The following is a 16,012-nucleotide window of genomic DNA, read 5'->3' as shown; positions in this document are numbered from 1 at the left end:
GGACTGGTAAAGATGCGCTGGGTAGGCGCGGCAGTTCTGCTGGCTATGTATGCCAACAATAGTTGGGCGTTTAACATTGATGATGTTGCAAAACAAGCCAAGGCGTTGGCAGGGAAAAGTTTCGAAGCGCCAAAAAGCAATTTACCCTCTCAGTTTCGTGAAATGAAGTTTGCTGACTATCAGCAGATCCAGTTTAACCACGACAAAGCTTATTGGGGCAAACTGCGCACGCCGTTTAAGCTTGAGTTCTATCATCAGGGCATGTATTTCGATACGCCGGTGAAAATTAACGAAGTGACGGCGTCTTCAGTACGTGAAATTAAATATAACCCTGACTACTTCAATTTCGGTAACGTAAAACACGATGCTGATTCAGTCAAAAACCTCGGCTTTGCTGGGTTTAAGGTGTTGTATCCTTTAAATAAAAAGGGCAAAGACGACGAGATCACCAGCTTCCTCGGCGCCAGCTATTTCCGTGTGATTGGCGAAGGCCAGGTGTACGGTCTTTCGGCACGCGGTCTGGCGATTGATACTGCCTTGCCGTCCGGCGAAGAGTTCCCGCGCTTTAAAGAGTTCTGGATTGAACGTCCAAAACCGCAGGACAAACAGCTGGTGATCTATGCGCTGCTGGATTCACCACGTGCGTCCGGTGCCTATCGCTTCATCATCAAACCGGGCAAAGAATCGACGGTTGATGTGCAATCTAAAGTTTACCTGCGTGATAACGTCGGCAAACTGGGCGTTGCGCCGCTGACCAGTATGTTCCTGTTTGGTGCTAACCAGCCTTCGCCGGTGACCAACTTCCGTTCAGAGCTGCACGATTCGAATGGTCTTTCGATTCATGCCGGTAACGGCGAGTGGATTTGGCGTCCGCTGAATAATCCGAAACATCTGGCGGTCAGCACCTTCACCGTTGAGAATCCGAAAGGCTTTGGTCTGCTGCAGCGCACGCGTGATTTCAGTCGCTTCCAGGATCTCGACGATCGCTACGATCTGCGCCCAAGTGGCTGGGTTGAGCCGCAGGGTGATTGGGGCAAAGGTCGCGTTGAGCTGGTAGAGATTCCAACCGCGGATGAAACCAACGACAACATCGTTGCGTTCTGGACGCCGGAAAAACTGCCTGAGCCAGGCAAAGAGATGAACTTCCAGTATCGTCTGCACTTCACCCGTGACGAGAATCAGCTGCACTCCGACGATATCGCCTGGGTGAAAGACACGCTGCGCTCTGCCGGTGATGTGAAGCAGTCGAATCTGGTACGTCAACCTGATGGTTCTATCGCCTTCACCGTGGATTTCGTTGGCAAAGCGATGAGCAAGCTGCCGGAAGATACGCAAGTGGCACCGCAGGTGAGCGTAGGTAATAACGCTGACGTGGTTGAGCAGAGTGTGCGCTACAACCCGGTAACCAAAGGCTGGCGTCTGGTGTTGCGTCTGCGTGTGAAAGATAACAAGCAGCCGACTGAGATGCGTGCGGCGCTGGTGAGCGGCGACAAGACATTGACGGAAACCTGGAGCTATCAGCTACCTGCCAATGAATAAATCGATATTTCTACCTCAATCTTACGTGGAGGCTCTGCCGCTTGATGCGGCAGGGCGCGCCCGTCTGAGCGATTCGCTACAGAATGCGCAGGCGTTCCACGCTATTCATACGTCGCTGGGGCAGGATAACGCCGCCAGCGAGCGCCCGGATGATGCGCCGCTGAAATCGGTGTCATCCCGTGTGCAAATGGCCTGGCCGGACTCTTTGGCGGATGGTCAGCAGCTCAGCAAGGATTATCTCGATCGCACCACACTCAAGGCGATGCCGAAAGTGAAGCGTTCGCTGATGTTCCCGGAGATCTGGCGCACCAACCCGATTGCGCGCGCATGGGATTCCCTGCGTGGCCAGAAATCCAATCCACGTTATGCCACGGTTGAAGAGCAGAAAACTGAGGACAAGTGGCGCCACGTTGGCTCCATGCGTCGTTATGTGCTGCTGATTCTGACGATTCTGCAGACCGTGGTGGCAACCTGGTATATGAAAACCATTCTGCCGTATCAGGGCTGGACGCTGATCGATCCGATCGAGATGTTCAACCAGAACTGGCTGCAGTCGGTTGAGCTGATTCTGCCGTACATCCTGCAGACCGGGATTCTGTTCCTGTTCGCCATTCTGTTCTGCTGGGTTTCTGCCGGTTTCTGGACTGCGCTGATGGGCTTCCTGCAGTTGCTGATTGGTCGCGACAAATACAGCATTTCGTATTCGACCACCGGCGATGAACCGCTGAATCCGGAACATCGTACTGCGCTGATTATGCCGATCTGTAATGAAGACGTAGAACGTGTGTTTGCCGGCCTGCGTGCGACCTGGGAATCGGTCAAACGTACGGGCAACGCCGAGCACTTCGACGTCTACATTCTCAGCGACAGCTACGATGCGGATATCGCCATCGCCGAACAGAAAGCCTGGATGGAGTTGGTACGTGATGTCGGTGGCGCGGGCAAGATTTTCTATCGTCGCCGTCGTCGTCGTGTGAAGCGTAAAAGCGGCAACATCGATGACTTCTGCCGTCGCTGGGGCAGCAATTACAGCTACATGGTGGTGCTGGACGCCGACAGCGTGATGAGCGGTGAGTGTCTTACCGGCTTGGTGCGCATGATGGATGCTAACCCGAACGCCGGTATTATCCAGTCGTCGCCAAAAGCGTCAGGTATGGATACGCTGTATGCCCGTTGCCAGCAGTTCGCCACGCGCGTGTACGGTCCGCTGTTCACCGCTGGTCTGCACTTCTGGCAGTTGGGTGAATCACACTATTGGGGCCATAACGCCATCATTCGTGTGCAGCCGTTTATCGAGCACTGTGCGCTTGCGCCGTTGCCGGGTGAAGGTTCCTTCGCCGGTTCGATCCTGTCGCATGACTTCGTTGAAGCCGCGCTGATGCGTCGTGCCGGTTGGGGCGTGTGGATCGCCTACGATCTGCCGGGCTCCTATGAAGAACTGCCGCCGAACCTGCTGGATGAGCTGAAGCGTGACCGCCGCTGGTGTCACGGTAACCTGATGAACTTCCGTCTGTTCCTGGTAAAAGGGATGCACCCGGTTCACCGTGCGGTGTTCCTGACGGGTGTAATGTCTTATCTCTCTGCGCCGTTGTGGTTCATGTTCCTTGCGCTGTCTACTGCCTTGCAGGTGGTGCACACGCTGATGGAACCGACCTACTTCCTGCAACCACGCCAGCTGTTCCCGGTGTGGCCGCAGTGGCGTCCGGATCTGGCGATTGCCTTGTTCTCAACCACTTTGGTGCTGTTGTTCCTGCCGAAGCTGTTGAGCGTGGTGCTGATTTGGTTCAAGGGAGCTAAACCTTACGGTGGCGCCATCCGCTTGTTCTTCTCGCTGATTCTGGAAATGCTGTTCTCGGTGCTGCTGGCGCCGGTACGCATGCTGTTCCACACCGTGTTCGTGGTCAGTGCGTTCCTCGGCTGGGAAGTGGTGTGGAACTCGCCGCAGCGTGATGATGATGCGACGCCGTGGAGCGAAGCTTTCCGTCGTCATGGTTCACAGATGCTGTTGGGTATCGTGTGGGCAGGCGGAATGGGCTTCCTCGACCTGAACTTCCTTTGGTGGCTGTCGCCGATCGTCTTCTCGCTGATCCTGTCGCCGTTTGTGTCGGTGATGTCGAGCCGTGCAACGGTAGGGCAGAAGAGTAAGAACGCTAAGCTGTTCCTGATCCCGGAAGAGTATGAGCCACCAAAAGAGCTGGTCGATACCGATCACTACCTGCAGATCAACCGTCAACGCGCGCTGAAAAATGGCTTTATGCATGCGCTGTTTAACCCGGCGTTTAACGCGCTGGCGACGGCGATGGCAACATCGCGTCATAAGCAGAGTGATTTGCTGGACCATGCGCGTGACCGTCGTGTCGATCAGGCGCTGAGTGATGCGCCAGAGAAACTGAACCGCGAGCAGCGTTTGCAGCTGATCAGCGATCCAGTGGTGCTGGCGCGTGTGCACTCACGCCTGTGGGAAAGCGCGGACAAATATCATCAGTGGGTAGAAAGCTATCAGAAGTTGAAGCTCAATCCTGAAGCGCTGCCACAGCGCTGAAGATGAGAAAGTGAAAAGCGGCAGAGATGCCGCTTTTTTTTCGCCCGGAATATGACGCAATCTTTACGCGTCAGGAGTAGGTATTTCACCTCACAGGCAGTTAAACTAACGCCAGTTCATTGTGAGTAAATGTTGTGAATTATTTCCTGAAAATAACCGCGCTTAGCGCCGCCATTCTTCTGCTCACTGGTTGTGGCAGTATCATCAGCCGCACCTTTCCTGGCCAAGGTCACGGCAATCAATACTATCCCGGCGTGCAGTGGGACGTTCGTGACGGACCGTGGCGTGTGCTGACCATTCTCGATTTGCCGCTATCGCTGGTGATGGACACGCTGTTACTGCCAGTGGATGCCAGTCACGGCCCGTACGAATAAGCGTTATTACAGATTGTCAGAAGGGCTGTTGTCGTCTTCCCACTCTTGCGCCGCCGCTTCGCCCTCTTCAAGGTCACGCGGAGGTTCCAGCTGGAATTCGCCTTCATCCCATTCGTGCAGCGTATTTTCCGCCTGCCACTCCTGACGCAGTTCGACTTCATCAAAATCGCCGTCAAAAATGGCCTGCGCGGCTTCTCCGCTGGAGATCGGCAGGCATTCACCCTGGCCATCCTCTTCAGCGAAAAACTCGGCCTGCCACATAATGTCGCCATCCTGCATCACATACTTCTGCAGGGCAAACTGGCTGACGCTGGCATCTTCTTCAGCGATCTCAGGTTGGCTGGCAAGGAACTCTTCGCGAGCGGCTTCAATGGCTTCTTCAAGGGTGCTAAACAGGCTCATCATCAACTCCATGTCTGTAAAAAAGGGATTTCACAGAAGGATAGACGAAAAATCGTGAAGTGCGGGGCATAGAGGGAATATCGGTTGGGCGGTTGCATGAAATTCAACCGCCCAACCGGTCAGGCTATTTTCTGAGGAAAGTGTAATACCGGACGTACAGATTCATGAATAATTGGAGCAGAGTAACGAATACAACATTTAATACAGGGCTTAACCTTTTTGAAATTAATACGCGCGGTTGATAATGCCTGATTTAAGTTATACAGAGTGCCGATAAAAACCATATCCTCCTTTACGGGTAGCCGTTTACACTCTTTTCGATGCAGAAGATGATAACCTTCCTGATCGGTACTGATCGTCACGTAGTAGTAGATGCCTTTATTCATTTTATAATTGTCCTGAGATATATTTGCTGTGTGAAATCTTTTTATATTTTTTTAAAAGTGAACTTAATGTTCTTACTGACATCACGAAATTAACTGGATTCGAATTTGCCGACAAATTCCATAAGGTAATAAGAAGGTGTTATTTTCTTTCGAAAAGGAATATGGCGGTTTTTATTAAGACAATACCTTGTTTAGTAAGTTAATTTTACTGCATTGATTAGCGGGGCCGAAGGGTTTAGTAAAATTAAATAGGATTACCCCTGGATGTTGGGGAAAACAGGTCCGAAACGACATATTTTGATTAGTAAATATTTCCGATAAAGCTGCGGCAGAATCAAATACTAGCGCAGTTTTTTGCCGGCGCATTGCTTTGAAAGATTAATTTCTTGCAAAGATATAGCTAAGAAAGAGGGATTTGATGGGTTAAGAGTGGTGCTAACTGAACAATTAGCCCAAGCTCAGGCTGGACCGATAAGCTGATTAATAACCGGATAAAATCACGTAATAAGGTAAATTTCTGCTGAAGGGCGTGGGGCGCGTAATCATGCCCCACATCACATTAATAAACCGAAGGCTCACCTTGTGGACGGGTTTTAAACCGACGATGCAGCCACATATATTGTTCTGGAGCCAGTAACACCGTCTCTTCCACCACTTTATTCATCACTACAGCGGTCTCAAGTTCAGATTCCAGAGTAAATTTATCACGGATATCAGGCATCATTTTCAGCTCATAGCCGCGTGCGTTTGGCAGACGTCGCGCCAGGAATGGCACCACGCTGGGATTTGCCAGACGAATCAACATATGCGTACCGGTTGTTGTCGCCGCGTCCTGAACCGCAAAGAAAGGCGCAAATACGCTGCTGCGCGGGCCATAATCATGATCCGGTGCATACCAGATAATGTCGTTGTTCTTCATGGCGCGAATCATGCCTTTCAGATCTTTGCGGTCCAGCATGCTTTTATTGGAACGCATGCGGCCCCAGGTTTGCAGCCAGTCGATGAGCTTATTGTCGTTCGGACGATACACGCCAATGCCTGGGTTATGCATACCAAATACCCGCGCGCCCAATTCCAGAGTCAGAAAGTGCATACCAATTAATAATATGCCCCGCTTCTCTGCCAGCGCGTTAGCAACATGTTCCAGGCCGCTGGTGGTGACCCATTTACGGATGCGCCAGTCTGGCCAGAACCACGCCATGCCGGTTTCAATCAGTCCCATGCCCACCGATTCAAAGTTGTGCTTCACCATCGCGTCGCGTTCATTAGTCGGCATGGTGGGGAAACAGACTTCCAGATTGCGCTGCGCCACTTCAACGCGACGTTTCATGAAACGCATGGCAATGCGACCCAGTCCACAGCCAATGGCATGCAACACCGGATAGGGCAACAGCACCAGCAGGTAGAGAAAACCAATGCCGAGCCAGGTCAGCCAATAGCGTGGATAGAGGAGTTCACGGGTGAGTTTGGGAAGTTGAGTCATGGAAATGTCAGTATCCTGCGTCTTATGCCAGAGAGTCCGGTTTCTGTAATTTTTTGTCATTATGCCATTTTTTCATTCTGGCTGAAATCAAGCATAGACCGTGGACGGCTATCTGGCAGCAGGTATGCGCACGAAAACGCAATTGTGTCGCAGAAATGCGCCTGTAATTGCACTCGTCAGGCTTATCGCACCAAAATTTTTGTATCCGGCAGAATTCGGGTATCATACGCGCGCTAAATTTCTCTGATTGCTAACAGGACGAACACCATGCCAGTGTTACATAACCTTGTTTCCAATAAAGAGCTGAAGGAACGTATGTTGGCGGAAACCGAACCACGTACCACAGTCTCTTTTTATAAATACTTCCAGATTGCCGATCCTAAAGCCTTCCGTGATGCCCTTTACGTTGAGTTAACCAAACTCAAGGTGTTTGGTCGCGTCTATGTCGCGCACGAAGGTATCAACGCGCAAATCAGCGTGCCAGCCAGCCGCTACGAAAAGATGAAGGCCGCTTTGTATGCCTTTGATGCGGCGCTGAACAACCTGCGCATGAACATTGCGCTGGATGATGACGGTAAATCTTTTTGGGTGCTGCGCCTGAAAGTGCGTGAGCGCATTGTGGCAGATGGAATTGAAGACAACAGCTTCGATGCCAGCGATGTGGGCGCTTACCTGAAAGCCGCTGACGTTAACGCGATGCTCGACGATCCGGATGCGCTGTTCGTGGATATGCGTAACCACTACGAATATGAAGTGGGGCGTTTCGATAACGCCATGGAAGTGCCGGCCGATACCTTCCGCGATCAGCTGCCGATGGCAGTTGATATGCTGCAGAATCAGAAAGACAAAAAGATTGTCATGTACTGCACCGGCGGCATTCGTTGTGAAAAAGCCAGCGCCTGGATGAAGCACAACGGCTTCAATGATGTTTATCACATTGAAGGTGGGATTATTGAATACACCCGTCGCGCGCGCGCGCAGGGCTTACCGGTGCGTTTCAAGGGCAAAAACTTTGTCTTTGACGAACGCATGGGCGAACGCATTTCCGACGATATTCTTTCCAGCTGTCATCAGTGCGGCACGCCTTGCGATAGCCACACCAACTGCATCAATGATGGCTGTCACTTGTTGTTTATTCAGTGCCCAAGCTGTGCTGAAAAGTACAACAACTGCTGCAGCCCAATCTGCATGGAAGAGTCAACGTTGTCGCCAGAAGAGCAGCGCGCACGCCGTGCGGGCCGTGAAAATGGCAACAAGGTGTTTAACAAATCACGCGGTTTGCTGAACATGACGATGGCGATTCCCGCGCCAGATAAAAAATAAGCGCAAAACAGCCTGAAGTCAGCGGACTTCAGGCTGCATTTGGTTTACTTACGTACGCCTTCCACCGAAATAATCAGTTCAGCTTTCTGCGATGCCGGGCCAAGATCTTTGCTGATGTTGAACTCTTTCAACACGATTTCACCGCTGGCTTCAAATCCTGCACGATAGCCGCCCCACGGATCTTTGCCTTCTCCCATCAATTTTGCGTCCAGCATCACGGGCTTGGTCACGCCATTCAGCGTCAGGTCGCCAGTGATTTTGTAATCCTTGCCGTCTTTCTTCACAGCGGTAGAAGCAAAGGTCGCCTGCGGGAACTTACCGGTGTTGAGGAAATCCGCGCTGCGCAGGTGTTTATCACGTTCAGCATGGTTGGTATCGAGGCTGTTAGTGTTGATGGTCACGTTGACTTTATCTGCTGCAGGATTGGCTTCATCAAACGTGAAGCTGCCGTCAAAATCTTTAAAGGTGCCGTACAACCAGCTGTAGCCCAGATGCTGAATGCGGAACTGAACAAACGCGTGCTGGCCTTCCTTATCAAATTTATAGTCAGCTGCGCTGGCCGTCAGGCTGGCGCTCAATAATCCGGCCGCTGCTACTGCCAATAATGTCTTCTTTAGCATGTTACTTTTCCTTTTCAGAGGTTAACGGGATGCGGTAACCCAACATCCTTTTCAGTGTCACATCACGGTCGATAAAATGGTGTTTCAGGGCTGCCAGCGCGTGCAGTGCAGAGAACAGCACCAAACCCCACGCCAGCCAAAGATGAATGTCGCCTGCCAGATCTGCTTGCCGCGCGGCACCGCTGAACAGAGCGGGAACTTCGAACCAGCCAAATACGGAGATCGGTTTGCCATCGGCGGTGGAGATGAGATAACCGCTGAACAGCAGCACAATTAGCAAGCCGTATAACATCCAGTGCGCGGAAGTGGCACCGCGCCGAACGGTGGGGGAATAGCTCGACAACGGTTTGGGTGGCGGTGAAATAAAACGCCAGCCGAGGCGCAGCAGCAGTGCCGCAAACAGCAGGATGCCGATGCCTTTATGAATTTCAGGCGCGTCGTGATACCAGCCGTCGTAATAACCCAATCCGACCATCCACAAACCCAGCGCAAACATGCCGTAAATAGCCAGCGCCATAAGCCAATGCAATAAAATGGAGACAGCGCCGAAATGCTGTGTGGAATTACGCCACATATGAAGTTCCAGGAATGAAATAAGTGGCAATGAGCATCTACATTTTGCAATGAAAGATCAATTAACCTTACTTTTCTATAAAGTTGAAAATCATCTTCGGAATAAATGAGGATTAAATTAAAACTCAGTCAGGATAATTGAATGGATGACTTAAAACATGAGGGCTATTGCGGGGTATTGCATATTGACTACACCAAATGCGGCATATCGCTGCATTGAATGTTTATTTAGGTAATTAAATGTCAACTTGCGTCAATCTTGCCGGCCCGGAATGAGCGCCGGCATCTGCGCATCAGTTAAATCGCGCGAGTGAGAAGGGCTTAATATCGAAAGAAAATGGTTTGTTCTGGGCAAATTCACTGGCAAGTTCACCCAACACGCTGGCGAATTTGAAACCATGCCCGCTTAAACCGGTGATGATCAGGCGATTTGGCTCACCGGGCAGCGTATCGATGATGAAATCTTCATCCGGCGTATTGTCGTAGCTGCAGGCTTCGCCATGCAAACAGACGCCCACGCCCGGCAGAAATTGACGCAGGAAGTTAAATGACTCGTTTCCATCCACCGCGATGCTGCCAAAAGGTTTGCGGTCTGCCGGCGTTTGCATCAATTGGCCGCCATCGTGACGTCCCACTTTAAGCGCGTTGTTATCCGCTGGGAAGCCATAGAAGTGGCTGCCATCGCTCATCTCTACGGTAAAGCCGGGGAATTTGTTGTTCTCGCTGTAGCGACCATCTGCCTGATACCAGGCAAAAACTTTACGCACCGGCGCAACCGGCAGATCGGCGACCAACTGGCTAACCCATGTTCCGGCGCTGACCAGCAATTTACGCGCGCGGAAAATGCCATCGCTGGTGGTGACCTGCTGCAGATCGCCATCGCGACCCATTTCTGTCACCGGACAGTTAAACAGCTGCGCGCAGCCGGCTTGTTCCGCCAGCTGCACCCAGCTGCGCACCGCTTGCTCGCATTTGAGGAATCCGGAGTTAGGTTCGAACACGCCGATATAGCCATCTGGCACCGTGAACTGCGGCCAGCGCGCGCGCACTTCATCGGCTTGAAGGATTTTCACATCCAACTGCCACGTTTTTGCGCTATCGATGACATTTTGGATAAAGGTGGAGGTAATAGGCGCTAAGTTAAGGATGCCGCTGCGATGCATGATGCGCTCGCCGCTCTGGCGTTCCAGTTCATCCCAAAGCGTCTGCGCGCGCAGCACCAGCGGCACGTAGCGTTCACCTTCGCCATAAGCATGCCGAATCAGGCGGGTTTCGCCATGATGCGTGCCCTGGCTGTGCGGGGGATGGGCGCTATCAATCATCAGGACCGATAAGCCAGCCTGCGTGGCGTAAAACCCGGCTGCTGCGCCTACCGAACCGCTTCCCACCACAATCAGATCATAAACCATAACGACATCACTCCAGCAAAACGGCGAAATTTTTCAATAGCATATCAAAAGAGAGCGCCCATGAAAAAGGCACCCTGTTGGGTGCCCTTTCACGCGATAGTAGAAATTAATGCTTTTGATTGTCGCGTAGGTACTGCTCGGTAGACTCTATTTTTGCAATGCCAGCTTCGAGTAGAGAGATGAACTGTCTGGCTACATCGGTAGTCAGCCAGTAGGTCGGGCCCACGTCAGCTTCTTCTTCTTTCTGCCCCTGCGAGGAGAGCGAGTGCAGGCGAATCATCATGGCGTCATAACTGTCTACGGTGCTGATGTCCCATCCTACCAACGGATGAGTCTGGATGACGTCTTTATTTCTGTCCATTATAACCTCCGTATTACTCGTTTAACGAAGTGCTTCTTGAGGTTCAATGCGGCTGTATCGTGCACTAGCGAAACAATTATAACATGAAATAGCGGGTACAATAGTTAAAAGGTATGACGAACCTAATCTGAGTGAAAATAAACGCGCTTCACATTGACGTTATGGCGAATAATAAAATGCCCGAAACGTCAGGCATTTTATTGGAAATATTACTGGCGGTAGTTACGAAATTATCGGCTTTTATAAGAGAAAACTTTAGGCCGAAAAAAGAGAATCTTTTAGGCGTGTGGCTCGCTCGGCAGCAGGCCGTGACGCTTCTGAATCTCTTCCGCCAGCCGGGTAAAATGCTGCTGTAACTGCTCGTCATGGTTCTGGTTTTGCGCTTCCAGCGTCAGATTGTGGACCAGCAACTGATTGGCGCGATCGTCGAGACAGAAGGTCAAGGTGGCAAACGCATTTTCTAATACGGTTAAGCGGCGCTGTTGCTCAGCAATAAATGCCAGCAACTCTCCGAAGGTCATCGCCTCTTCTGGTTTTTCATTAGTCATGTAAAACACCTCCTGTAAGCATGACGAGGCAAGAATAGGGGATCGTTTAACATGAGTCTAGATGCAGGAAGTTTTTCTGGCGAGAGGGAAATAAAAACAAAAAAGCCGGGTGGCGAAACCCGGCAAAAACGGCACAGTGGCTGTTAATCGTTATTAAACCAGTCGTCAGCGCTTTCCCAGGTTTCTTGTAACAGTTCGCTGATGCGTTCACGTGACTCTTTACAGCCACCAAACACGCTAAGTTGGTTGCCGCCGGCATAACGCACTTTGACGTGATGATCGTCGTCAGGGAAATCCAGCGTTATGCGACGAACCAGTTCGATGCTGAGTGCATCAAGTGCACCTGCAGGAAGGGGCGAAGTTTTTGCTACGGTAATTTCAACACGCATAGAAGCCTCCGGAATAATATACTGTTTATTTGTACAGTATAATTATCCCGAAGGCAAGCAGCAGAAAATTATTCTTTGATGCGCCAGTTCAGCGTTTCACCGGCAAGGAAAGGCACCAGCGTGTCATCCGCCAGGGCAATGCTCTCTTCAACTTGCCAGGATTCACGCACCAGCGTCAGCGTGCCTTCATTCAGCGGCAAACCATAGAAGTTCGCGCCGTTTTCCGAGCAGAAGGCTTCGAAATGCTCCAGCGCATTCAGCTCCTCGAATACCGTGGCGTAAGCAGGCAATGAGGTCGGCGCATTAAACACACCGGCGCAGCCGCAGCTGGCTTCTTTCAGGTGACGCAGATGTGGCGCGGTATCGGTCCCGAGGAATACGCGACGATTACCGCTGGCAACCAGTTTACGCAGCGCTTCCTGATGAACATTGCGCTTCAGAATCGGCAGGCAGTAGAGATGCGGGCGCACGCCGCCGACCAGCATGTGGTTACGGTTGAACATCAGGTGTTGTGGCGTAATGGTGGCGCCCAGTAGATCGTTTCCGGCAGCCAGATATTCTGCTGCTTCTTTGGTGGTGATGTGTTCCATCACCACTTTCAGCGCCGGGAACTGTTTGCGCAGCGGTTCCAGCACGGTTTCAATAAAGCGCGCTTCGCGATCAAAAATATCGATATGAGAATCGGTCACTTCACCATGCACCAGCATCGGCATGCCAATCTGCTGCATGCGATCCAGCACCTTCGCAATCGCGGCGATATTGGTGACACCGTGGCTGGAGTTGGTGGTGGCGTGCGCAGGGTAGAGCTTGGCAGCGGTAAAAGTACCGTCACGGAAGCCGCGCTCGATCTCATCAGGATCGAGTGAGTCGGTGAGATAGCAGGTCATTAGCGGAGTAAAAGCATGCTCAGCAGGCAACGCAGCCATAATGCGCTCGCGGTAAGCCACGGCAGCGGCCACGCTAATAACCGGTGGAACCAGGTTTGGCATGACAATCGCACGACCATTTACTGCGCTGGTATAAGGCAGCACGGCGTTGAGCATCGCGCCATCGCGCAGATGGATATGCCAGTCGTCAGGGCGGCGGATGGTGATTTGCTGAGGTTGGGCTGTCATTCAAAAAGACTCCGGCTGAGAAGAAAACGAGAGGCACGTTTAGGCCGGGGAGTAATCATAAGGATGTGGGCAACCGTTTGCACGGGATTTTATTGTGACAAACAAAAACCGCACCCGAAGGTGCGGCTGCGCGGATTAATCAGTAAACGGAATCACCAATTGTCCCGGTTTCACTTCTATCCCTTTAGCGAGTTTCTTCGCCAGCGCTTCGCCTTTGCTGCGGTCTGCGCTCAGCACGTAGGCGGGTTTCTCATTGAAGTAGCGCTTCAGCGACTCATTGAGATAAGGCGTAAGGGTTTTCATGATCGACGCCATTTTTTCTGGCTGCACCTGCGCATCGACAATCTCCATATCATGCAGATAAATCGCGCCTTCCTGTGCGTTGTAAACCGGCTGCGCCTTCATCTTCAGCAGCATTTCGGCCTGCTGCGGGCCAAACAGCGAGCTGACATTGATATTGGCTTTACCCGAGAGGGTGATTTTGCCGGGTTCTTCACGGCCAATCTGGCTGTTGAGATCGCTCAGCACAATGTGCGCATTCACCAGCCCGGAAACGCCGATGTCTTTTTCGAAGTTATTGCGCTTTTGCAGCGCCTGATTCACTTCCTGTTCGCTGATGGTGTATTGCGTCAATTGGTTACAGCCGCTGAGTAGCACGGCAAAAAGCAGGGCGACAAGCCCGGTAAACGCCTTTTTCATATAGTCCTCATCCTGATCGAAACGGCAAAACAGCGATAGCCTGCCTGAATCAGCGGCACCTGTCACCAGGAGAGAGATGAGAAGCGCCGGAGCGCCTCTCGTGGATGAGGATTATGCGGCGATGGAGGAGAGCAGATTGACCTGAGTTTGTTTCGCCATATTATCGCGATAATCGGCAACGCGGCTTGGCCACTCAATGCCGTTGACCAGCGTTAAGGAGCGCAATAGCGGGAACAGATGAATGTCATCTTCCGAAAGTTCGCCATTGACCGCATTGGGTTTGACGATCAGCTTATCGAGCTGGCGCAAATCGTCGCTGATGTTTTTGATCAAGCCCGGCGCGTGTTTCCGCAACTCGCTGAAATCGCCGACGCTGGCCTGCTTCTTCTCGCTAAAGTAACTGCGCGCTTCCGGCGTGGCGAATTCGGCAAAGGAGGCATCGGCAATGCGCGGTAGCAGCAGCTTATTCACGTAGCCATTTACATGGCGCAGCCAGTCGCTAATCGCCGGATTGCTTTTGCCATTGAGCAGCGGCTCGTGATCGTATTTATCCACCAGCCGCACAATATCCATACTTTCTGGTACTGCGCTGCCATCGGCCTTTTGCAGAATCGGCGCCATTTTCTGGCCGATCAGTTTTTTTGGCGTTTGCTCGTCGTCATTCAGCATAACGATGAGTTCTAACGGCAGATTTTTTAAGCCGAAAATCATGCGTGCTTTGACGCAGAAAGGGCAGTGATCGTAGATGTAGAGTTTCATCCCGTTTCTCCTGTGGTTCTAAGGGTGACGGAGGTCACCCTTTTTTCGGACGTGCGGGAAGTATGGAAGAGATCTGTGGCAGGGGCAAACTAGCTGCTGAAAATCGCTGGCGCCACCGAACGCGGCTGGAACTGCCACCACAGCGCCAAAAGGGTGATCATGCCGACGCTGCTCAGCAGCATCCACGGCAGTTCCGGCAGCGCCCATTGCTGGCCCATATCGAACATCCAGCCGCCACCGGAGTAGCCGATCAAGCCGCCAATGGCGAGGCCGAGACGGCTGAAGCCCATATAGCTACCGCGTGCGCGGGAGCTGGCGAGCGAAGCGCTGAGCGTTTCACGCGCCGGTTCAGCAATGATCGAGCCAAGATAAAAGATGGCGATCAGCATAAACAGCGACGGCAGCGAGTCGGTCATGCCAACCGGCAGCAGACTGAACGTCATCAGGAACAAACCGGCCATCAGACGCGTTTCCAGGCGGAAGCGTTTTTCGCTCCAGCGAGCCAGTGGATAGAGCAGGCTTAATGACAGCAGCGCTTCAATGGCGTACATCCACTTCACCGCAGCAGGCGCACCGGCCACCTGATTCACCATCACCGGCAGCATCAACATCACTTGCACGGCGAGAATGTAGTAGCCGGTCAATGTCAGTACATACAGGCGAAAACGCTTATCCTGCCAGACGCGTTGCATCCCTTCACGCATCGCAATGCGTTCGGTTGAGATGCGCCACGCCGGTAACCACATGGCGTTGAACAGCGCAGCAGCGACAAACACCGCCGCGCCAACCCAACATACCAGGCGGAAATCCCACGCCAGCAGCCAGCTACCAATCAGTGCGCCCAGCACCGCACCGGCGCTGTCCTGCATCATCAGTAGAGAGAAGAAGCGGCCGCGATCGCGTGCGCGCACCAGTTTCATCACCAGCGCGCTGCGTGGTGGATCAAACAGCGTGCCGCCAAGACCGGAAAGTAAACAGGCGAACCACAGCAGCCAGGGTTCATGCGCCAGCGCCATACAGGCAAAACCCGCCGCGCGCATCAGCATGCCGGTGACGATCAGCGGACGCGCACCAAAACGGTCGGCAATCGCGCCGCCGAAGATGCCGAATCCCTGCTGGACGAATTGGCGCAAGCCAAGCGCAATGCCGACCATCAACGCGGCCCAGCCCAGCTGTTCGACAAAATGGATGGAGATGAGAGGAAATACCACAAAAAATCCCATCACAACCAGCATGTTATCCACTAAAAGAAATGTTTTACCGAGGCGTCGTGCCCGCGCAACCCGAGACATGCTAATTCCTGAGCAAGTGAGAGGAGATAAGAGACCAATTGGTCTATTTTCCGCCTGCTCAGGGGCGAAAAACAGCTTTCTCAGGATGATATTTTTTCATCGAATCCGCAGAAATATTAATCCTAAATCAGGATGAATCCTGAGGAACGCGTTCAAGGGTTTTACCGCAAGCGGGGTGACGGTTATAGTGAGAAGTAT

General features: G+C 52.3%; 17 protein-coding genes. 4 read left to right on the top strand and 13 right to left on the bottom strand.

Translation table 11 applies throughout. From position 1 onward, the window contains the following. Positions 1 to 3: 3 nt before the first annotated feature. The 3 genes from FHW71_RS07525 (at position 4) to FHW71_RS07515 (ending at position 4,455) form a co-directional block, all read left to right on the top strand. Complete coding sequence (locus FHW71_RS07525) at positions 4 to 1,539, top strand: glucan biosynthesis protein G (protein ID WP_175501680.1); 1,536 nt, start codon at positions 4 to 6, stop codon at positions 1,537 to 1,539. Beyond that, entirely contained in the window at positions 1,532 to 4,081 is a 2,550-nt protein-coding gene (gene mdoH, locus FHW71_RS07520; RefSeq protein WP_008103139.1) for a glucans biosynthesis glucosyltransferase MdoH, read from the top strand. The genes FHW71_RS07525 and mdoH overlap by 8 nt, the downstream gene beginning before the upstream one ends. Before the next feature lie 134 nt (positions 4,082 to 4,215). Continuing rightward, positions 4,216 to 4,455: a YceK/YidQ family lipoprotein gene (locus FHW71_RS07515; RefSeq protein ID WP_008103136.1), complete on the top strand. Its 240-nt coding sequence runs from the start codon at positions 4,216 to 4,218 to the stop codon at positions 4,453 to 4,455. A gap of 6 nt (positions 4,456 to 4,461) precedes the next feature. On the opposite strand, the gene FHW71_RS07510 is transcribed toward FHW71_RS07515, so the two are convergent. The 3 genes from FHW71_RS07510 to FHW71_RS07505 all read right to left on the bottom strand — a co-directional run bounded on the left by FHW71_RS07510 (position 4,462) and on the right by FHW71_RS07505 (position 6,726). Beyond that, entirely contained in the window at positions 4,462 to 4,857 is a 396-nt protein-coding gene (locus FHW71_RS07510) for a MysB family protein (protein WP_008103134.1), read from the bottom strand. Between the two features lie 119 nt (positions 4,858 to 4,976). Beyond that, on the bottom strand, positions 4,977 to 5,243 hold the full coding sequence (locus FHW71_RS24120; RefSeq protein WP_008103132.1) for a hypothetical protein: 267 nt from the start codon (positions 5,241 to 5,243) through the stop codon (positions 4,977 to 4,979). A gap of 559 nt (positions 5,244 to 5,802) precedes the next feature. Further along, entirely contained in the window at positions 5,803 to 6,726 is a 924-nt protein-coding gene (locus FHW71_RS07505; protein WP_008103130.1) for a Kdo(2)-lipid IV(A) acyltransferase, read from the bottom strand. A 267-nt stretch (positions 6,727 to 6,993) separates the two neighbouring features. Here FHW71_RS07505 and FHW71_RS07500 point away from each other — a divergent pair, with 267 nt between their 5' ends. Next, positions 6,994 to 8,049: a rhodanese-related sulfurtransferase gene (locus FHW71_RS07500; RefSeq protein WP_179451284.1), complete on the top strand. Its 1,056-nt coding sequence runs from the start codon at positions 6,994 to 6,996 to the stop codon at positions 8,047 to 8,049. Between the two features lie 44 nt (positions 8,050 to 8,093). Here the strand turns inward: FHW71_RS07500 and FHW71_RS07495 are convergent, their stop codons facing one another. The 10 genes from FHW71_RS07495 to mdtH all read right to left on the bottom strand — a co-directional run bounded on the left by FHW71_RS07495 (position 8,094) and on the right by mdtH (position 15,814). Next, positions 8,094 to 8,669, bottom strand: a complete 576-nt coding sequence (locus tag FHW71_RS07495; RefSeq protein ID WP_179451283.1) for a YceI family protein — start codon at positions 8,667 to 8,669, stop codon at positions 8,094 to 8,096. Position 8,670: 1 nt separating this feature from the next. After that, positions 8,671 to 9,243, bottom strand: a complete 573-nt coding sequence (locus FHW71_RS07490) for a cytochrome b (RefSeq protein ID WP_179451282.1) — start codon at positions 9,241 to 9,243, stop codon at positions 8,671 to 8,673. Positions 9,244 to 9,535: 292 nt separating this feature from the next. Continuing rightward, a complete protein-coding gene (gene solA / locus FHW71_RS07485) occupies positions 9,536 to 10,651 on the bottom strand; it encodes an N-methyl-L-tryptophan oxidase (RefSeq protein ID WP_179451281.1) in 1,116 nt (371 codons plus the stop codon). Between the two features lie 106 nt (positions 10,652 to 10,757). Further along, on the bottom strand, positions 10,758 to 11,012 hold the full coding sequence (gene bssS / locus FHW71_RS07480; protein ID WP_008103119.1) for a biofilm formation regulator BssS: 255 nt from the start codon (positions 11,010 to 11,012) through the stop codon (positions 10,758 to 10,760). A 278-nt stretch (positions 11,013 to 11,290) separates the two neighbouring features. Beyond that, positions 11,291 to 11,560: a hypothetical protein gene (locus FHW71_RS07475; RefSeq protein WP_179451280.1), complete on the bottom strand. Its 270-nt coding sequence runs from the start codon at positions 11,558 to 11,560 to the stop codon at positions 11,291 to 11,293. A 143-nt stretch (positions 11,561 to 11,703) separates the two neighbouring features. Next, positions 11,704 to 11,949 (bottom strand): DNA damage-inducible protein I, encoded by a 246-nt coding sequence (gene dinI, locus FHW71_RS07470; RefSeq protein WP_179451279.1) that lies wholly within the window; start codon positions 11,947 to 11,949, stop codon positions 11,704 to 11,706. A gap of 68 nt (positions 11,950 to 12,017) precedes the next feature. After that, on the bottom strand, positions 12,018 to 13,064 hold the full coding sequence (gene pyrC / locus FHW71_RS07465; protein ID WP_179451278.1) for a dihydroorotase: 1,047 nt from the start codon (positions 13,062 to 13,064) through the stop codon (positions 12,018 to 12,020). A gap of 135 nt (positions 13,065 to 13,199) precedes the next feature. After that, positions 13,200 to 13,763, bottom strand: coding sequence for a lipoprotein (locus tag FHW71_RS07460; protein WP_008103112.1), 564 nt, complete (start codon positions 13,761 to 13,763; stop codon positions 13,200 to 13,202). 111 nt (positions 13,764 to 13,874) lie between these two features. After that, entirely contained in the window at positions 13,875 to 14,522 is a 648-nt protein-coding gene (gene grxB / locus FHW71_RS07455) for a glutaredoxin 2 (RefSeq protein WP_008103110.1), read from the bottom strand. An 89-nt stretch (positions 14,523 to 14,611) separates the two neighbouring features. Further along, positions 14,612 to 15,814 (bottom strand): multidrug efflux MFS transporter MdtH, encoded by a 1,203-nt coding sequence (gene mdtH, locus FHW71_RS07450; protein WP_179451277.1) that lies wholly within the window; start codon positions 15,812 to 15,814, stop codon positions 14,612 to 14,614. Between the last annotated feature and the right edge of the window lie 198 nt (positions 15,815 to 16,012).

The organism is Enterobacter sp. Sphag1F, from assembly GCF_014193275.1.
Taxonomy (GTDB): domain Bacteria; phylum Pseudomonadota; class Gammaproteobacteria; order Enterobacterales; family Enterobacteriaceae; genus Pantoea; species Pantoea symbiotica.
Note: the sequence above shows the minus strand (reverse complement) of the source record. Positions and strands in the feature narration are given on the sequence as shown.